The organism is Microbacterium ureisolvens (assembly GCF_019511645.1).
GTDB classification, from domain to species: Bacteria; Actinomycetota; Actinomycetes; order Actinomycetales; family Microbacteriaceae; genus Microbacterium; species Microbacterium ureisolvens_A.
Map to the genome: position 1 here is coordinate 153,977 of NZ_JAEUAX010000004.1, position 17,158 is coordinate 171,134.

15 protein-coding genes are annotated in these 17,158 nt (G+C 72.1%); 8 read left to right on the forward strand and 7 right to left on the reverse strand.

The window, feature by feature from the left end; all coding sequences use genetic code 11:
- The first annotated feature begins 15 nt into the window (after positions 1-15).
- From JNB61_RS09170 to JNB61_RS09180, 3 genes are all read left to right on the forward strand, one after another.
- Positions 16-1,458 carry an RNB domain-containing ribonuclease gene (locus JNB61_RS09170; RefSeq protein ID WP_220339413.1) on the forward strand — a complete coding sequence of 481 codons (1,443 nt, stop codon included), beginning with the start codon at positions 16-18 and terminating at the stop codon, positions 1,456-1,458.
- 9 nt (positions 1,459-1,467) lie between these two features.
- Entirely contained in the window at positions 1,468-2,103 is a 636-nt protein-coding gene (locus JNB61_RS09175; RefSeq protein WP_220288085.1) for a pyroglutamyl-peptidase I, read from the forward strand.
- 69 nt (positions 2,104-2,172) lie between these two features.
- The gene (locus JNB61_RS09180; RefSeq protein WP_220288086.1) at positions 2,173-2,484 is read left to right on the forward strand and encodes a hypothetical protein; all 312 of its coding nucleotides are present in this window, start codon (positions 2,173-2,175) and stop codon (positions 2,482-2,484) included.
- Positions 2,485-2,500: 16 nt separating this feature from the next.
- Here JNB61_RS09180 and JNB61_RS09185 read toward each other — a convergent pair whose 3' ends face one another.
- Both JNB61_RS09185 and JNB61_RS09190 read right to left on the reverse strand, forming a co-directional pair.
- Positions 2,501-3,706, reverse strand: a complete 1,206-nt coding sequence (locus tag JNB61_RS09185) for a benzoate/H(+) symporter BenE family transporter (protein ID WP_220339414.1) — start codon at positions 3,704-3,706, stop codon at positions 2,501-2,503.
- Positions 3,707-3,833: 127 nt separating this feature from the next.
- Entirely contained in the window at positions 3,834-4,727 is an 894-nt protein-coding gene (locus tag JNB61_RS09190) for an aminoglycoside phosphotransferase family protein (protein ID WP_220339415.1), read from the reverse strand.
- A gap of 49 nt (positions 4,728-4,776) precedes the next feature.
- On the opposite strand from JNB61_RS09190, the gene JNB61_RS09195 reads away from it, so the two are divergent.
- On the forward strand, positions 4,777-5,388 hold the full coding sequence (locus tag JNB61_RS09195) for a YdcF family protein (protein WP_308291238.1): 612 nt from the start codon (positions 4,777-4,779) through the stop codon (positions 5,386-5,388).
- Between the two features lie 12 nt (positions 5,389-5,400).
- Here JNB61_RS09195 and ispG read toward each other — a convergent pair whose 3' ends face one another.
- Both ispG and nhaA read right to left on the reverse strand, forming a co-directional pair.
- A complete protein-coding gene (ispG, locus tag JNB61_RS09200; RefSeq protein WP_201448798.1) occupies positions 5,401-6,552 on the reverse strand; it encodes a flavodoxin-dependent (E)-4-hydroxy-3-methylbut-2-enyl-diphosphate synthase in 1,152 nt (383 codons plus the stop codon).
- Between the two features lie 84 nt (positions 6,553-6,636).
- Entirely contained in the window at positions 6,637-8,538 is a 1,902-nt protein-coding gene (nhaA, locus tag JNB61_RS09205; RefSeq protein WP_220288090.1) for a Na+/H+ antiporter NhaA, read from the reverse strand.
- A 232-nt stretch (positions 8,539-8,770) separates the two neighbouring features.
- On the opposite strand from nhaA, the gene JNB61_RS09210 reads away from it, so the two are divergent.
- Complete coding sequence (locus tag JNB61_RS09210) at positions 8,771-10,693, forward strand: anthranilate synthase family protein (RefSeq protein WP_220339417.1); 1,923 nt, start codon at positions 8,771-8,773, stop codon at positions 10,691-10,693.
- 129 nt (positions 10,694-10,822) lie between these two features.
- Here the strand turns inward: JNB61_RS09210 and JNB61_RS09215 are convergent, their stop codons facing one another.
- The 3 genes from JNB61_RS09215 to JNB61_RS09225 form a co-directional block, all read right to left on the reverse strand.
- On the reverse strand, positions 10,823-12,100 hold the full coding sequence (locus JNB61_RS09215) for an RNA polymerase sigma factor (protein WP_220339524.1): 1,278 nt from the start codon (positions 12,098-12,100) through the stop codon (positions 10,823-10,825).
- The gene (locus tag JNB61_RS09220) at positions 12,100-12,465 is read right to left on the reverse strand and encodes a YciI family protein (protein ID WP_159845233.1); all 366 of its coding nucleotides are present in this window, start codon (positions 12,463-12,465) and stop codon (positions 12,100-12,102) included. Before JNB61_RS09220 ends, JNB61_RS09215 begins: the two co-directional genes overlap by 1 nt.
- Before the next feature lie 104 nt (positions 12,466-12,569).
- On the reverse strand, positions 12,570-13,865 hold the full coding sequence (locus JNB61_RS09225; protein WP_220339418.1) for a M50 family metallopeptidase: 1,296 nt from the start codon (positions 13,863-13,865) through the stop codon (positions 12,570-12,572).
- Between the two features lie 108 nt (positions 13,866-13,973).
- Here JNB61_RS09225 and JNB61_RS09230 point away from each other — a divergent pair, with 108 nt between their 5' ends.
- The 3 genes from JNB61_RS09230 to JNB61_RS09240 all read left to right on the forward strand — a co-directional run bounded on the left by JNB61_RS09230 (position 13,974) and on the right by JNB61_RS09240 (position 17,137).
- Positions 13,974-14,537 carry a hypothetical protein gene (locus JNB61_RS09230; protein WP_220288093.1) on the forward strand — a complete coding sequence of 188 codons (564 nt, stop codon included), beginning with the start codon at positions 13,974-13,976 and terminating at the stop codon, positions 14,535-14,537.
- Between the two features lie 131 nt (positions 14,538-14,668).
- Complete coding sequence (locus tag JNB61_RS09235; protein WP_220339419.1) at positions 14,669-15,394, forward strand: YcnI family copper-binding membrane protein; 726 nt, start codon at positions 14,669-14,671, stop codon at positions 15,392-15,394.
- A 78-nt stretch (positions 15,395-15,472) separates the two neighbouring features.
- The gene (locus JNB61_RS09240) at positions 15,473-17,137 is read left to right on the forward strand and encodes a Mur ligase family protein (RefSeq protein ID WP_220288095.1); all 1,665 of its coding nucleotides are present in this window, start codon (positions 15,473-15,475) and stop codon (positions 17,135-17,137) included.
- Positions 17,138-17,158 lie beyond the last annotated feature (21 nt).

The following is a 17,158-nucleotide window of genomic DNA, read 5'->3' on the forward strand; positions in this document are numbered from 1 at the left end:
GCCTACACTGATCGGGTGCCCGCACGCCGACCGCGACTCGCTCCCGCACGCGTCCACGACGAGCTCGTCGAATCGTTCGCCCGGCTGCGCGAAGAGCTTGATCTTCCGGCGGAGTTCCCCGCCGACGTGGAGGCCGAGGCGCGGCACGCGGCGCGCACCGTCGCGGCCGATCCGGGTGCCGCGCGACTCGACGATCTCCGCGACATCGAGTTCCTCGCGATCGATCCCGCGGGATCCACGGATCTCGACCAGGCGCTCCACCTCGAGCGCATCCCGACCGGGGGCGTGCTGCACTACGCGATCGCCGATCTGCCCGCATTCGTCGCGCCGGGCGGCGCGGTCGACGCGCAGGCGAGGCTGCGGGGGCAGACGCTGTACGCGGCCGACGGCAGGATACCGCTGCATCCCGTCGTCATCAGCGAAGACGCCGCGTCTCTGCTGCCTGAGCGCGACCGGCGGGCGTTCGTGTGGCGGTTCGTGCTCGACGACGGGGCACGACCTGTCGAGACGACGCTGCGCAGGGCCGTCATCCGCTCACGCGCGCAGTGGAGCTACGTCGACGCGCAGGCGGCGATCGAACGCGGCACCGCTCCGCCGAGCCTCGAGGCTCTCGCGTGGTTCGGCCCGCTGCGACTTGCTCGCGAAGCCGAGCGCGGCGGTGCCAGCCTCAACGTGCCCGAGACCCGCATCGTCGCCGACGACGGTGGGTACCGCCTCGAGCGCGACGCGCCCCTCGCCGTCGAGGACTGGAACGCGCAGGTCTCGCTCCTGACCGGCATGGCGGCGGCCGACATCATGGTCCGAGGCGGTGTCGGCATCCTCCGCACGATGCCCGCGGCCGAGGCCGACGACCTGGCGGCCTTCCGTGCACAGACCGTGGCGCTGGGGATCCCGTGGCCGGCCGGTGTTCCGTACGGCGACTACCTCCGCGGTCTCGAGCGCGACTCGCCCGCCGCGCTGGCGATCCTCGATGCCGCCGCGGGCCTCTTCCGCGGCGCGGCGTACGTGACGTTCGACGGGGCGCCGCCCGTCGACCGTCTGCAGGCGGCGATCGGCGCACCGTATGCCCATGCCACCGCGCCACTGCGACGACTCGTGGACCGCTGGTCGCTCGTGATCTGCGAAGCCCTCGCCAATGCGCGGGAGGTGCCCGCGTGGGCGCGTGACAGCCTTCCCGCGCTGCCGAAGATCATGGCGCGCAGCGACGGCGTGGCGAACCGGCTGGGGGCGGCGACCCTCGACCGCGTCGAGGCGGCGCTGCTCTCCCGTCACGAGGGTCACGCGTTCGATGCCGTCGTGCTCGGCATGCGAGGCGACGGCGCCCGCGTGCAGCTGACAGACCCGCCCGTCACCGCGAAGGTCGCGGGACTCGACGCCGCCGCGGGCACGACCGTGCGGCTGCGTCTCACGACGGTCGATGTATCCTCGGGCACCGTCCTGCTCGAACCCACCGCTTAGCGTGGTCGGATGACGACTGCACTGCTCACCGGGTTCGAGCCTTTCGGCGGAGACGCCGCCAACCCCTCCGGGGCGGCCGTCGACCTCGTGGCATCGCGCTGGGACGGGCCGGAGACGCTCGTCACCGCCGTGCTGCCCGTCACGTTCGCGGGGGCGGCGGAGCGACTGCGCGAACTGCTCGCCGAGCATCGACCCGATGTCGTGGTCGCCAGCGGCCTCGCCGGCGGCCGCGCCGCGATCGGGATCGAGCGCGTTGCGGTCAACCTGATCGACGCGCGCATCCCTGACAACGACGGCGATCAGCCGGTCGATGTGCCGAGCGTCTCCGGCGCGGCTCCGGCCCATTTCGCGACGCTGCCGGTCAAGGAGATCGCACGGCGCACCGCCGCGGCCGGCATTCCCGCCGAGGTCTCGTACTCGGCCGGCACCTTCGTCTGCAACCACGTGTTCTTCACGGCGCTCGAGGCCGCAGCATCCGGAACCCGTGCCGGATTCGTGCACGTCCCCTGGTCTGCCGAGCATGCGCCGTCGGCGGATGCTGCCACCCTGCCCCTCTCGGACATCGCCCGTGCGCTCGACATCGCGGTGCGGACGAGTCTCGACGTCACGACCGACACCGCCCTTCCCGGCGGGGCGCTGCACTGACGCGGAATACTCCCGGGCGCGCGGCGCTTGCAACATTCCATCGCCTCGCCGCCATCCCCAGGAGTTTCAATGAGCGACACCGCCACCGATACGACCGCGCTCGACGAGACCTCTTCGACTGCGCCGGGCATGCCGGCCTCCTCCCCCGTCGCGCAGCCGTCCGTTCACGTGCGGGCCGTGGTGACCTGGCTCGCCATCTTCCCCCTGGTCTCGGTCGGCATGCTGGCGCTGGCACCGTTCTCGGACTCGTGGCACCCGGTTCTGCGGGCGCTCGTGCTCACCGCAGTCGTCGTGCCGCTCGCGGTGTACGTCGTCGTGCCGCGCCTCCTTGGCGCGTACGGGGCGATCCACCGTCGCGCCGCCCGGCGCGTTCGCAGCTGACCCGCCCTCGGCGCGATCAGCGGGAGCGGCGTCCGAAATGGAGCACTTCGCGAACGACGAGTCCGGCGACCAAGGCCCAGAAGGCGGCGCTCACGCCCGCGATCGCGACGCCCGACGCGGCGACGAGGAATGTCACCACCGCCGGCAGCCGCTCCCCGGGATCGTCGATCGCCTGCTGCACCGCGGAGCCGAAGGCGCCGAACAGCGCGATGCCGGCCACCGCGGGGATGACAGCCTCCGGTGCCACCACGACCAGCGCGACGAGCGCCGCCGAGAGCCCGCCGAGCACGATGCCGCTCGCACCGGTCGACACTCCGGCGACCCAGCGCCGCTTCGGGTCGGGATCGGCATCGGGTGCCGCGGCGAGCGCTGCGCTGATCGCGGCGAGGTTGATCGCGTGCCCGCCCGCCGTCGCTCCGAGAGCGGTGCCGACGCCGGTCACGAGCATCGCCGGTCGCCACGGCACCTGATAGCCGAAGCTGCGCATGATCGCGATGCCGGGCACGTTCTGCGACGCCATCGTGACGAGGAACAGCGGCAGCGCGAGTCCGACCACCGCGCCGAAGGTGAGCGTCGGCGCCGTGAACTCCAGTCGGGGAACGAGCAGCGCCGGGTCGATCGTCGCGCCCGTGACCGCGACATCCACCGCCACCACGACGGATGCCGCGACGAACGCGAGCGGCACCGCCCACCGTGGCGCGACCCGCACGAACACGAGCCACGTGACGAGCACCGGCACGACTCCCCACGGGTTCAGCACCAGGCCGGTGATCGGCGCGAGGCACAGCGGGAGCAGCACCCCGGCGAGCATCGCCTGCGCGATCGACGGCGGGATCCGCGCGATGAGACGACCGAGCTGCGGCCAGAGCGCCGTCAGCAGGATGAGAGCGGCGGTCATGAGGAACGCGCCGATCGCGGCGGGCCAGCCGCCTTCGACCGCCCCCGTGGCGGCGAGCACGGCAGCGCCGGGCGTGGACCACGCGACCGTGATCGGCATCCGATAGCGCCACGCCAGCAGGACCGCGGACGCCCCCATCGTGAGGCATAGCACGAGGAGGCCGCTCGCCGCCTGTGCGCGCGTGGCGCCGACGGCGTCGAGCCCCGTCAGCACCACGGCGAACGAGCTCGTCACGCCGACCAGCGAGGTCACGATCCCCGCGACGATCGGGCGCGACAGCGGTGCGGGCGCCTCCGGCGGAGCGGATGCGGCGGGCGAGGACACCCTCGGATCATGCCATGCCTGCACGCCGGGTCGTGTCAGGGCCCCGCGCTGAACCCGGGATCTTGCCCAGACAGGTGTCCACGACCCCGGTTCGGCGGCAGGGCCCCGTCTCTGCGATCGCGACGAATCAGCCCTCGAACTCCTCGAGCACGTCGCTGATCATGCGATGGCCCTGCGCCTCGAATTCGGTGTCGCCCACCTGGTGCGCCCAGCAGGCGGTGCCGATCGCCTCGCGCAGGCGCATCAGGATCCAGTGGGACGGATGCCGCGGATCGCGGCCGTAGCCCTCGAAGAACGCCGTCTCGCACGCGGGGTTCTCACGCCACTCCTGCGCCGCCAGTCGGACGAAATCCGTCCCGGCGGGGCGGAAGGCGAAGCGCCCGAAGTCGATGACCCGAACCTCGTCGCCGTCGACCAGCCAGTTGCGCGGCTGCCAGTCGCCGTGGGTCGGCACGAGGTCGGCCTCCACCGGGGGCAGCGCGGCGAGCGCGGTTCGCAGCCGATCCTCGACGTCCGGGGCGATCGCGTGGGCCGAGTCCAGCCAGGCGATCGCGCGGCGTGTGGCGGCAGCATCCGTCCCCTTCGACGGTCGCGTCTCCAATGTGTGGAGACCGCGGAGCAGCGTGCCCGCGCGACGGTGCACCTCGGGGTCGACGCCGGAGGCGGTGCGATACGCCAGCTCGCCCGGCAGCCGGTCGAGCACCAGCACGCGCGCGCTCCGGTCGGCGAACCGCAGCCTCGCCGCATGACCCTCGCGTGCCCACGGCGCGACGTATCCGCCCTCGTGGGCGTCGAGCTCGCGGCCGAGGTGGTGATCGGAGTCGCCTGCCGCCTTGACGATGAGGGTGCGGTCGTCGTGGCGCACCTGCAGCACGACGGTCTCCACCTGGTTCCAGCTGAGATCCGCGACGACCTCGGCGCCTGGCAGCCACCGGTCCACGAGCATGCGCTGCGCGACCGACATCCGGCCGAAGCCGCCGACCGCCCGCGGCAGCGCGGCCTCGATCGGGGACTCGTGCATCCTCGGATCCTGCCATGCGAGCGGGCGTCGGTCCCGTAGGGTCGGGGCTGTGCGTCGCCCCCTCTCCCTCTTCACGGCTGTCGCAGCGGCGAGCGGCCTGGGCATCCTGGGCTGGGCGGAGTACGTGAGCTGGCGCGCCTCGCACCGTGCGCTGGGCGACGGCTCCGCCGCGGAGGGCATCGAGGCGGTGGTCGTGCTGGGCTATCGCGATCGGGGCGGGCGCGCCAACTTCGTCAACCGGTACCGCGTTCGCGTCGGTCTGCGTTCACTGAGCCGGGGTCCTCGTGAGAGCGTGCTGGTGCTCTGCGGCGGCAGCGTCGCCGGCGACATCCCCGAAGCCGACCTCATGGCGCGCTACGCCCGCGAGCGGGGGTACGCCGGCCGGATCCTGCTCGATCCGACGAGCGCGACCACGCAGCAGAACATCGAGAACGCAGTGGCGCTCATCGAACACGCCGGCGCCATCAAGATCGTCTCGAACTCGCCCCACGCCGCGGTCGCCCGCGAGCAGCTGTGGAGCCTGAGGCCGGATCTCGCGGCCCGCCTCGTCCGCGGCGCGGACTACCGTTTCGGCGAGGCGCCGCTGCTCAAAGTGGCCTCAGCGGTCATCGCGGGCCGGTACCACGCGCGCGCGAGACGTGACCGGCGCGTCGCCCCGTGACCACGGGCGCCTCTAGGACGTGAGGACCTGGGCGGTGCCGACCGGGGCGTCCGGGCCCATCTCGTCGGCGATGCGGTTCGCCTCTTCGATGAGCGTCGCGACGATGTCGGCCTCGGGCACCGTCTTGATGACCTGGCCCTTCACGAAGATCTGCCCCTTGCCGTTGCCAGAGGCGACGCCGAGGTCGGCCTCGCGGGCCTCGCCCGGGCCGTTCACGACGCAGCCCATCACCGCGACGCGCAGCGGCACGGTCATGTCCTTGAGCCCCTCGGTGACGTTGTCGGCCAGCGTGTAGACGTCGACCTGCGCGCGGCCGCACGAGGGGCACGAGACGATCTCGAGCTTGCGCTCGCGGAGGTTCAGCGACTGCAGGATCTGGTGACCGACCTTGACCTCTTCGGCCGGCGGCGCGGAGAGCGAGACGCGGATCGTGTCGCCGATGCCCTCGGCGAGGAGGATGCCGAACGCCGTCGCCGACTTGATCGTGCCCTGGAAGGCGGGGCCGGCCTCGGTCACGCCGAGGTGCAGCGGCCAGTCGCCCCGCTCGGCGAGCAGCCGGTAGGCCTTGACCATGACGATCGGGTCGTTGTGCTTGACCGAGATCTTGAAGTCGTGGAAGTCGTGCTCCTCGAACAGGGACGCCTCCCACACGGCGCTCTCGACGAGCGCCTCCGGCGTCGCCTTGCCGTACTTCTCGAGCAGGCGCTTGTCGAGGGAGCCGGCGTTGACGCCGATGCGCAGCGACACCCCGGCGGCCTTCGCGGCCGCAGCGATCGCGCCGACCTGGTCGTCGAACTTCCGGATGTTGCCGGGGTTCACGCGCACCGCGCCGCAGCCGGCGTCGATCGCCTGGAAGACGTACTTCGGCTGGAAGTGGATGTCGGCGATCACCGGGATCTGGCTCTTCGCCGCGATGATGTGCAACACGTCGGCGTCGTCCTGCGACGGGACCGCAACACGGACGATCTCGCAGCCCGAAGCGGTGAGCTCGGCGATCTGCTGCAGCGTCGCATTGATGTTCGTGGTGGGCGTCGTGGTCATCGACTGGACGCTCACGGGGGCGTCGCCGCCCACCAGCACCTTGCCCACCTTGATCTGGCGGCTCTTGCGACGGGGAGCGAGCGTTTCGGGGACCTTGGGCATCCCGATGTTGACGGCTGGCACGTCTGACAGCCTACGCGCAGCGAGTGAGGCCCGGCCGCTTGCGGACGGGGCCGAGCGACCAAGCGTGGAGCGCCGCAGGCGCGACTACGCGTCGGCGCGGGGCCCAGGCTGGGTGTCGGCCCCGGCCGACTCCGACCCGGTGAGCGCGCGGATCAGCGTGCGGGCGTCGTACGGTCCGACATGGCGCACGCCGTTGATGAAGAACGTCGGCACAGAGGTGATGTCCATGGCCTCGGCGTCCAGCATGTCGTCGCGCACCCGCTCGGTGACCTTCGGCGAGCTGAGGTCCTCCTCGAAACGCTCGACGTCGAGACCGAGCTCGCGGGCGCGGCGGATGATGTCGGACGGCAGCTGGTGATCCTGGTCGGCGAACAGGCTGCGCGAGAACTCCGGGAGCCTGCCCTGCAGATTCGCCGCCTCGGCGGCTTCCGCCGCGGCGAGCGCGTTCGGGTGCTGCCGCTCGAGCGGAGCGTGCCGCCAGACGTATCGCAGCCGGTCGCCGAGCTCCCGCCGCACCTCCTCGATCGAGCCCGACGCCTTGAGGCAGAACGGGCACTGGAAATCGCCGTACTCGACGATCGTGAGCGGCGCGTTCACATCGCCGTAGATGTGGTCGCGCTTGGGGTCGACCGGGCGCACCAGGGTGCGTCCGCCGTCGTCGTCGGGGCGCCGGGCGTCGGAGATGCGGAACATGACGGCGGCCAGGAGGAACGCCAGGACCGATGCTGCGAGCACACCCACGCGCGCCTCGTTCTGCACGTCGGGGTCGTCGATGGCGAGATCGATGATGAAGAGCGAGATGGTGAACCCTATGCCGCACAGCATCGCGCCGCCTGCGATGCGGTCGAGCGTGAGACCGAGACCGAACTCCCCGAGCTTGAATACCTTCATGATCGCGGCCGCCCCGAAGACGCCGACGAACTTGCCGACGACCAGACCCACGATGATCGCCCAGGTGACCGGCGACTGAGCCGCCGCCGCAAGGATCGGGCCCGAGATCTCGACGCCGGCGTTGGCGAGCGCGAACAGCGGCAGGATGACGTAGGCGACGTACGGGGAGTACGCCGACTGCAGCCGCTCGTTGATCGAGATCGATTCGCGCAGGCTGTTCGCTGCCTGCCGCGCGTACTCGGTGTTCGGCGACTGGCGGAACACGCGGGCGAGCTCGAGCGCCTGCTCCACGTCGCGGCGGTTCGGCCGGTACACCGGGATCAGCAGGGCGATGGCGACCCCGGCGAGCGTCGGGTGCACACCCGACGCGAGGAACGCCAGCCAGACGATGATCGACAGTGTCGCGTAGATCGGGCCGCGCCCGCGGCGCACGTAACGGGTGAAGTAGATGCCCGCGAGCCCGACGGCGGCGACCAGGAGCGGCATCGGGGTGAAGTTCTCCGTGTAGAAGAGCGCGATGATGCTCAGCGCACCGATGTCGTCGACGACGGCGAGGGCGAGGAGGAACACCCGCAGCCGCCCTGAGGCGCGTGGCCCGATGAGGGCCAGCGCCCCGACGAGGAACGCCGTATCGGTCGAGATCACGACGCCCCACGCATTCTCCTGGCCGGAGCCCGCCGCGATCGCGAGGAAGAGCGCCGCCGGCACGAGCAGCCCCGCGACGGCGGCGATCACGGGGATCATCGCGCGAGACCAGCTCGTGAGCTCGCCGATCGCGAACTCGCGACGCACCTCGAGGCCGACGGTGAAGAAGAAGATCGCCATGAGCGCGTCGTTGACGAGCGCATGCAGCGTGAACTCGAGATGGATGTCGCCGAACCCGATGGTCAGCTCGGTCTCCCAGAAGTCGTGGTACGACGACGCGGAGATGTTCGCCCACACGATCGCGACGACGGTCGCCAGCACGAGCAGGAGCGCGCCGGTGCGCTGCTCCCCCATGTTGCGGATGCGATCGGCGATCGACGGACCACGCCGGCGCGGGCGCGCCGGCCGTTCGGGTTCGCGCGAGCGCTCGGTCATCGTCAGCTGGGTCATGGCGCACCTCCGCGGCGCGGGATGGGAGGAGACGGGCTCGCCCCAGTATGGTGCGTAACCCGGCGCCGAGGGGCCGATCGCCCGATCAGGCGTGTGGTAGGTTCGGCGCATGTCCGCGCACCTCTCCTGGTGGCTCACCGCATAGGCGGTGGGTTCGCGCGACCACAGACCGCCCACGGGGCGGTCTTCTTTTTCGTACGGGACACCGCCCCACGACGAAAGACGACGCACCATGACCGGGCCCGCATCCCCGTCCCTTCCCGACCTCGCCGCGAGCGGTCGGCCCTTCGCGCTCATCGCGCGCGACGACCGCACCGTCGAAGTGCTGACCGGCGACGTCGTAGACGTCGACCTGCTCGCCGACATCCCGCTCAATGACGCCTCCGGCGCGCCGCGCGAGGTGCTGGCGCTGGTTCCGTTCCGCCAGGTGCGCGAGCGAGGGTTCGAGTGCCACGACGACGGCGCACCGCTGCGCTGCCTCGTCGTCACCGGCCGCGCCTCGCTGGCCCGTGAGGAGGCCCTCGCCCAGCTCCCGACCGACGCGGTCGCCCTCGACGATCCGGGCTTCGACATCGCCGATGAGGAGTACGCCGAGATCGTGCGGCGCGTGATCGCCGACGAGATCGGCCGCGGCGAGGGAGCGAACTTCGTCATCCGTCGCGACTTCACGGCGGGAGTGACGACGGATGCCGCCACCGCCGCGTTGACATGGTTCCGGGCTCTGCTCGAGCACGAGCGCGGCGCGTACTGGACGTTCGCCGTCGTCACGCCGGGGCACGTCGCGGTGGGTGCGAGCCCGGAGGCGCACGTCAGTGCGCGCGACGGCGTCGTGACCATGAACCCGATCTCGGGCACCTTCCGCCACCCGGCCGGTGGCGCGACCCCCGAGACGCTCACGGAATTCCTCCGCTCCACGAAGGAGACCGAGGAGCTCTTCATGGTCGTCGACGAGGAGCTCAAGATGATGAGCGCCGTCTGCTCCGACGGCGGCCGCATCACGGGACCCCGTCTCAAGGAGATGTCGCGTCTCACGCACACCGAGTACGTGCTGCGAGGCCGCAGCAGGCTCGACCCGCGCGACATCCTGCGCGAGACGATGTTCGCCCCCACGGTGACCGGCTCCCCGATGCAGAACGCCTGCACCGTCATCACCCGCCACGAGACGACCCCGCGGGGCTACTACTCGGGTGTCGCGGCGCTCTTCACTCCCCGCGACACGCTCGCGGCGGGCGAGGCGACTCACGACCTCGACGCGCCGATCCTCATCCGCACGGCGTACCTGCAGGACGGCCGGCTGCGTGTTCCCGTCGGCGCCACGCTCGTGCGGCACTCCGACCCGTACGGCGAGGTCGGCGAGACCCACGGCAAGGCCGCCGGCGTCCTCGGCGCGATCGGCGCCGTCCCCCGCGACACCGAGGCGGAGTCCGCCGCCGCGATCGACGAGGACGCCCCGACGGATGCTCCGCGCCGCCTCGCCGACGACCCGGCGATCGCCGAGCTGCTCGCGTCGCGCAACGGGCGCCTCGCCGAGTTCTGGCTCAACCCGCAGGGGTCGGGCGAGCCCGGTCCGTTCGAGGGACGCTCCGCGCTCGTCGTCGACGCCGAGGACCGTTTCACGACGATGCTCGCCCACCAGCTGCGCCACCTCGGGCTCGACGTCGAGATCTCGCCGTGGAGCGAGGTCACCGACGCCGAGGTCGACCAGGCGGAGCTCCTCGTGACGGGGCCAGGACCAGGTGACCCGCGCGACACCGCAAGCCCCCGGATCCGTCGCATGCGCGAGGTCGTCGCGCGCCGCCGCGCCGCCGGCCGGCCGCTCCTCGCGGTGTGCCTCAGCCATCAGATCCTGGCTGACACGTTCGGCATCGACCTCGCGCCGCTCGACGCACCCCACCAGGGCCTGCAGAAATCCGTGGACGTGTTCGGCGTGCCCGCGTCGATCGGCTTCTACAACACTTTCACCGCCCGAGTGCCGGCCGGGACGACCCAAGTCGGCGAGGCCGAGATCGCCGCCGACGCATCCGGCGACGTGTATGCGCTGCGCGGTCCCGGCCTCGCGTCGGTGCAGGGCCACCTCGAGTCGATCCTCTCGCGCGATGGAATGACGACCCTCCAGCGCCTGGTCGAACAGGCTTTCGCGCCCGTCCCCGCCTGACTTCGCGCGCCGTCCCTCGTCCCTGCCCTGGGGGTTCGGGGCGCGTCGCGATCGTTCGGGGCGGACGTCGCGCGCCCCGAACGCACGCCGTGCGCCCCAAACCCAGGAAGCGACGACGGATGCTGCGGCTCAGCGGCCCGCGCGGGCGGCGAGCAGGCGTCGCTCGGCCTCGTTCGCGGTGAGCTCGAGGGCGCGGAGGTCCGCGGCGAGCGCCTCGTCGTCGCGGCCGAGCTCACGCAGCAGCGACGCTCGCACCGCGTGCCACAGGTGCGAGCGCGCGAGCGGACCCTCGAGAGCGTCGACTTCGGCGAGCGCGGCCGCCGCGCCCTCGACGCGTGCGAGCGCGACCGCCCGGTTGAGCCGCGCCACCGGGGACCGGTCGTACGCGAGCAGCATGTCGTAGAGAGTGAGCACCTGCAGCCAGTCGGTGGACGCCGCGTCGGCGGCATCCGCGTGGCACGCCGCGATCGCCGCGTGCAGCTGCCAGCGTCCCGGCCGCCGCAGGCGCGCCGCCCGCCCGAGCGCCTCTCGCGCGTCGGCGAGGAGCGTCGCGTCCCACCGCGTCCGGTCCTGCTCGGCGAGCAGCACGAGGTCCCCGTCGACCGACCTGGCCGATTCCCGCGCGCGGTGGAAGCGCAGCAGCGACAGCAGCCCCCAGCCCTCCGCGGCACGAGGGAGCGCCTCGGCGACTACCTGGGCAAGCCACAGCGCGTCGTCGGCGAGATCGCGGTCGGCCGCGGCATCCGCCCCCGCCACGAAGTGCGCCTCGCTGTACATCACCGACACGATCGTGAGCACGAGGTCCAGTCGTCGGGCGGCGTCCGCCCCCTCGGGCACCCGCAGCGGAATGCCGCTGTCGGCGATCTTGCGCTTCGCCCGCGAGATCCGCTGTCCCGTCGCCGGCTCGGTCGAGAACGTCGCCCGCGCGATCTGCGCGGTCGTGAGGCCGCACACCGCACGCAGCGTGAGAGCGAGCTGGGCGTCGGGTGCGAGCGCGGGGTGACAGCACCCGAAGAGCAGGGGAAGCCGCTCGTCGGCGGGACGCCCGTCGACGCCCGGTTCCGGCACGAGCAGCGCCACCTTGTCACGGAGAACGCGCTCGCGCCTCACCCGGTCGAGGGCGTTATGCCGCGCCGCCTGCATGAGCCAGGCGCCGGGCTTCGGCGGGATGCCCCGCCCCCGCCACTCTCCGAGCGCCTCCTCGACGGCCTCGGCGACCGCCTCCTCCGCGACATCGAAGCTGCCGAACGAGACGGTCAGCGCCGCTGTGATGCGCGCGGACTCCTCGCGCACGACGCCGGCGAGGAGTCGATCGGATGCGGCGGCACGTGCGGGATCGGATGCTGCGGCACCGGCGCCGCCCGGAGGTTCCGGGTCGCGCGGGGCCGCAGCATCCGTTCCGGACATCACTCGAATTGGCTGTAGTCGACGACCATCGGCCGGATCTCGACGGCCACTCCCGGCAGCTCCAGCGATGGCCACGTCTTGACGAGATCGATCGCCGCGTCGAGATCCGGCACGTCGATGACGCTGAAGCCGCCGATGACCTCCTTCGCCTCGGAGAACGGCCCGTCTGCGACGACGGGGCCGTCGTCACCCGAGCGCACCGTCGTCGCGGTGCTCACCGGGTGCAGCTCCGCACCCGAGTCGTCGATCTTGTCGGCGTTCGTGCCGAACCACTCGTAGATGCGTCCGTAGACCTCCTGCCGGCGCTCTTCGGGCACCGCGGCGTCGAGCTCGGGGGTGGAGGTGAACATGATCACGTACTTCACGGTCGTGTCCTTTCGTCAGTGGAACCGTTGCATCCCTACAGCGAACGGACAAGACCGATTTCGACACGACCAGAGAAGATTCTTCGCGGCCGGTGCGCGGGGCGTCAGAAGAGCGTGACCGGGTTGAAGAGGTCGGCGAGGATCAGGACCCCGCCCATCACCAGCAGCGCCACGAACACGGCGAACGTCAACGGCACCAGCTTGGTCGCATCGACCGGCTTCGGCGGCGGGCGACGGAAGAGCTTGGCCCACACCCGCTTGATGCCCTCCCAGAGCGCCACCGCGATGTGGCCGCCATCCAACGGCAGGAGCGGAATGAGATTGAACACGAACAGGGCGATGTTCAGCGACGCGAGCAGCGACAGGAAGCCTGCGACGCGGTTGAGGACGGGCGAATCGGCGGCCGCGACCTCGCCGGACAGGCGGCTCGCGCCGACGATGCTGAGCGGGCCGTTCGGGTCGCGCTCCTGACCGGTCACGAGATCGACGCCGGTCTGCCACACCTTGGCAGGCAGCTGCCAGATGATCCCCGCGACCGCGCCCACGTTCTGAACGGCCATCTGGGGTCCTGCCCAGATCGGCTGCTGCACGTACTCGACGGTCGGGCCGATGCCGACGAATCCGACCTCCTCGGTGGTGGTCGTGCCGTCGGCGGCCGTCACCTCGGTCTGGATCGTCGCGGGTGTGACCTGCAGCGTCTGCTGTCCGCCGTCGCGCTCGACGACGAAGGTGAGCTGCTCACCGGGCGAGGAGCGGATGATGGCGGATGCCTCGGTGAAGTCGGCGACCGGCTCCCCGTCGATCGAGACGATGACGTCGCCCGGCTGGATGCCGGCCGCCTCCGCGGGAGCCGCGGGAGAGGAGTCGGTGCACTCGGCGGAGGTGGCGGTCGGAACGCACTCCGAGAGGCGCGCGACCTCCGTCGTCGCCGTCTGGATGCCGATGCCGGTCAGCAGGATCGAGAACAGCACGATGGCGAAGAAGAAGTTCATCAGCGGCCCGCCGAGCATCACGATGATGCGCTTGTGGATCGGCAGGCGGTAGAAGACGTGCGTGTCGCCCTCACCCTGCAGCGTCTCGTCGTTCGCGTCGCGGGCGTCCTGCACCATCGTCGCGAAGAAGCCACCGGCGGCGCGTCCGTCGCGTCGGGCTGCCTGCGGCGACGGCGGGTACATGCCGGCCATCGAGATGTAGCCGCCGAGCGGGATCGCCTTGAATCCGTACTCGGTGCCACGCCAGCGCTTCGACCACAGCGTCGGGCCGAACCCGATCATGTACTGGCCGACGCGCACCCCGAACTTCTTGGCCGGCCACAGGTGACCGAGCTCGTGCAGCGCGATCGACACGGCGAGGCCCACGACCATGAGGGCGACACCGATGACGAACGCGAGGATCTCCACACGCTCACGGTACCCGCGCCAGCCTTTGAGTTGGGTGTGACGACGGATCGCCGCAGGCGGCATGAGAGCGCCTCGCTCCTCCCGTAGGCTCGACCCCGAGGAGGAGCCGTGACCCCACGCCACGTGCGCGCGCTGCGCGGCACCGCCGCCGCGTGGATCGCGACCGTCGTGGCCGCCACGGCACACACCCTCGGCGGGGGCGGCGCCCCATCGCCCGCCTTCGTGACGGCGGTCGGCATCCTCGCGGCTCCCCTGGCGGTCGCCTTCGTCGGCCGACGGCTCTCGGCCTGGCGCATCGGCGCCACCGTGCTCGCGAGCCAGGCACTGTTCCACGTCGCCTTCGCCGTCACGGCAGACGCCGATCCCGCCGCGCTCCACGGTCACCACGTGACGCGCCTCGGCGGCGACCTCAGCGCCCTCGTAGTCCCCGATGCGCCCATGCTCGCCGCGCACGTGTTCGCCGCCATCGCGACCGTCGCCGGGCTGTACGGCGGGGAACGGATGCTGCGCGCCCTGGGCCGCGGCATCCGTTCGCTGTTCTCCCGCCTGCGCCCCGTGGCGCCCCGGCCGTCTCAGCCGCGGTCGGCGCCTCGGCACGCCGGCCGCGCGCTCCTCGCGGCGCGGATCGTCCTGTCGGACGTCTCGCGGCGCGGTCCTCCCGTCTTCGTCTGAGCGGCGCCTCGCGCCCCACCCCCCTGCCGGCCGTCGCCCGATGCGCCCGCCGGAATCTCTCGCGTGCCCGGTTCCCGCCGGCGCGCCTCGATCGGCGATCCCGCCGACGACTCAGACGAAAGACGACAGCGATGACCGATTCCCCCTTCCGTTCCCCCCGCACCCGCCGCTCCGTGATCGGCCTCACCGCCGGCCTCGCACTCGCGGTCGGCGCACCGCTCGCGGCGTCCGCCCATGTGCACGTCACGCCCGAGACGGCATCGGCCGGGAGCACACAGACGCTCATATTCTCGTTCTCGCATGGCTGCGACGGCTCGCCCACCACCGCGCTCGCCATCGAGATCCCCGAGGGCGTCGGCAACGCGACTCCCCTGGTGCAGGGCGGGTGGACGATCACGCGCGAGCTCGGCCCGGCCGGCGTTCCGACCCGGGTCGTGTACACCGCCGACACGCCTGTCGAGGACGGCCTCAAGGCCGCCGTCTCGATGGACGTGCTCTTCACCGAGGGCGCCGCCGACACGACTGCGGCCTTCCCGGTGACGCAGACGTGCGCCGAAGGCGAGACCGCATGGACGCAGATCGCCGAGGAGGGCGAGGACCCGCACGACCTCGACGCCCCTGCGCCGCTGGTGACGGTCGGCGCCGTGGCGGACGACGCCGACACCGGGCACGGCGATGCCGCTGCCGACGACGCGGGTCACGCCACGCACGACGGCGCCGCAGCGGGGGCCGACGACGGGGACGCAGCATCCGTCTCCTCCCCTGACCCGGTCGCCCGATGGCTCGCCGTCGGCGGGCTCGCGGCGGGGATCGCGGCGCTCGTGGTCGTGCTGGTGCGGGGGCGCCGCAAGGCCTGATCGCAACTCGTGCCGGTCGTCGGGCGAGCGGGCCGCCCGCCGCTCGACGACCGGCCCCCGTGCGAAGATGGATGCGCCATGCCGACCGACGCGCCCTCGAACCTGCCCCCGGTACTGCGTCCCGACGCGCCGCCGACTCACTCGCTCAAAGACCTCGCGGCACGCTTCGCCGTCGACGTCCGCGGTGACGTCGCCGACGCCACGCTGACCGGTCTCACACTCGCGACCGCCGACCTGCGACCCGGCGACGTCTTCGTCGCGGTGCAGGGGGTCAACCGCCACGGCGCCGAGTTCGCCGCGACGGCAGCCGAGAAGGGCGCTGTCGCGGTCGTGACGGATGCTGCCGGAGCCGACGCCGCCGCCGCGAGCGGGCTGCCCGTGGTGCTGGTGGACAACCCTCGCGCGATCCTCGGCGAGCTGTCGGCCTGGGTCTACAGCACAGGCCGCGACGACGACCTCCCCACGCTGTTCGGCACGACCGGCACCAACGGCAAGACGAGCGTCTCGCACCTGCTCGAGGGCATCCTCGGGCAGATCGGCGTCACCACCGGCCTGTCGTCCACCGCCGAGCGCCACATCGCCGGGCAGGTCATCGTGTCGCGGCTCACGACCCCAGAGGCGTACGAGATGCACGCCCTCCTCGCGCTCATGCGCGAACGCGGCGTGGAGGCCGTCGCGGTCGAGGTGAGCGCGCAGGCGCTCAGCCGCCGCCGCGTCGACGGCATCGTGTTCGACGTCGCCGGCTTCACCAACCTCACGCACGACCACCTCGACGACTACGCCGACATGCGCGAGTACTTCGAGGCGAAGCTGCCGCTGTTCCGCGCCGACCGCGCGCGACGCGCCGTCGTGTGCGTCGACTCCGAGCCCGGCGCCGAGGTCGTGGCGCGCAGCGAGGTGCCTACCGTGACGGTGGGCACGCCCGCGCTGGCTTCGGATCCGGATGCCGCCGCCGCCGCCGACTGGGTGGTCGAGATCCTCGACGAGCGCCAGGTCGGCACCGAGTTCCGCCTCACCGCGCGCGACGGACGCACGCTCACCACCCTCGTCCCCGTGATCGGGCGCCACATGGCGGCCAACGCCGGGCTCGCGATCGTGATGATCCTCGAGGGCGGCTACGCGTGGGAGCGGCTGGTCGCGGCGCTGGACGGCGCCCGGATCGAGGCGTACCTGCCGGGGCGCACGGAGCTCGTCTCGGGCGAGACCGGCCCCGCGGTCTACGTCGACTTCGGCCACTCCCCCGACGCGTTCGAGAAGACGCTCGCGGCCGTGCGCCGCGTCACGCCGGGAAAGGTCGTGATGCTCTTCGGCGCCGACGGCGACCGGGACGCCACGAAGCGCCACGACATGGGCCGCACCGGCGTCCAGGGCAGCGACATCCTGGTCATCACCGATCACCACCCGCGTCACGAGGACCCGGACTCGATCCGCGCGACCCTCGTCGAGGGGGCGCGGCGGGCACAGCCGGATGCCGAGATCCATGAGTACTCGCCGCCCGAGCGCGCGATCATCGAGGCCGTGGCCCTCGTCGGCGACGGCGACGCCATCCTCTGGGCCGGCCCCGGTCACCAGGACTACCGCGACATCCGCGGCGTCCGCACGCCGTACTCCGCACGCGAGCTCGCCCGTCGCGCGCTGCGCGAGGCGGGGTGGCCCGTGCCCGAGCCGCACTGGCCGGTGCCGTACCCGGAGGACGTGACCCCGGCCTCCGACCCCCTGCGCCCCGTCTACCCGGAGGCCTGAGCGCTCGCTCCCGGTCTCCGG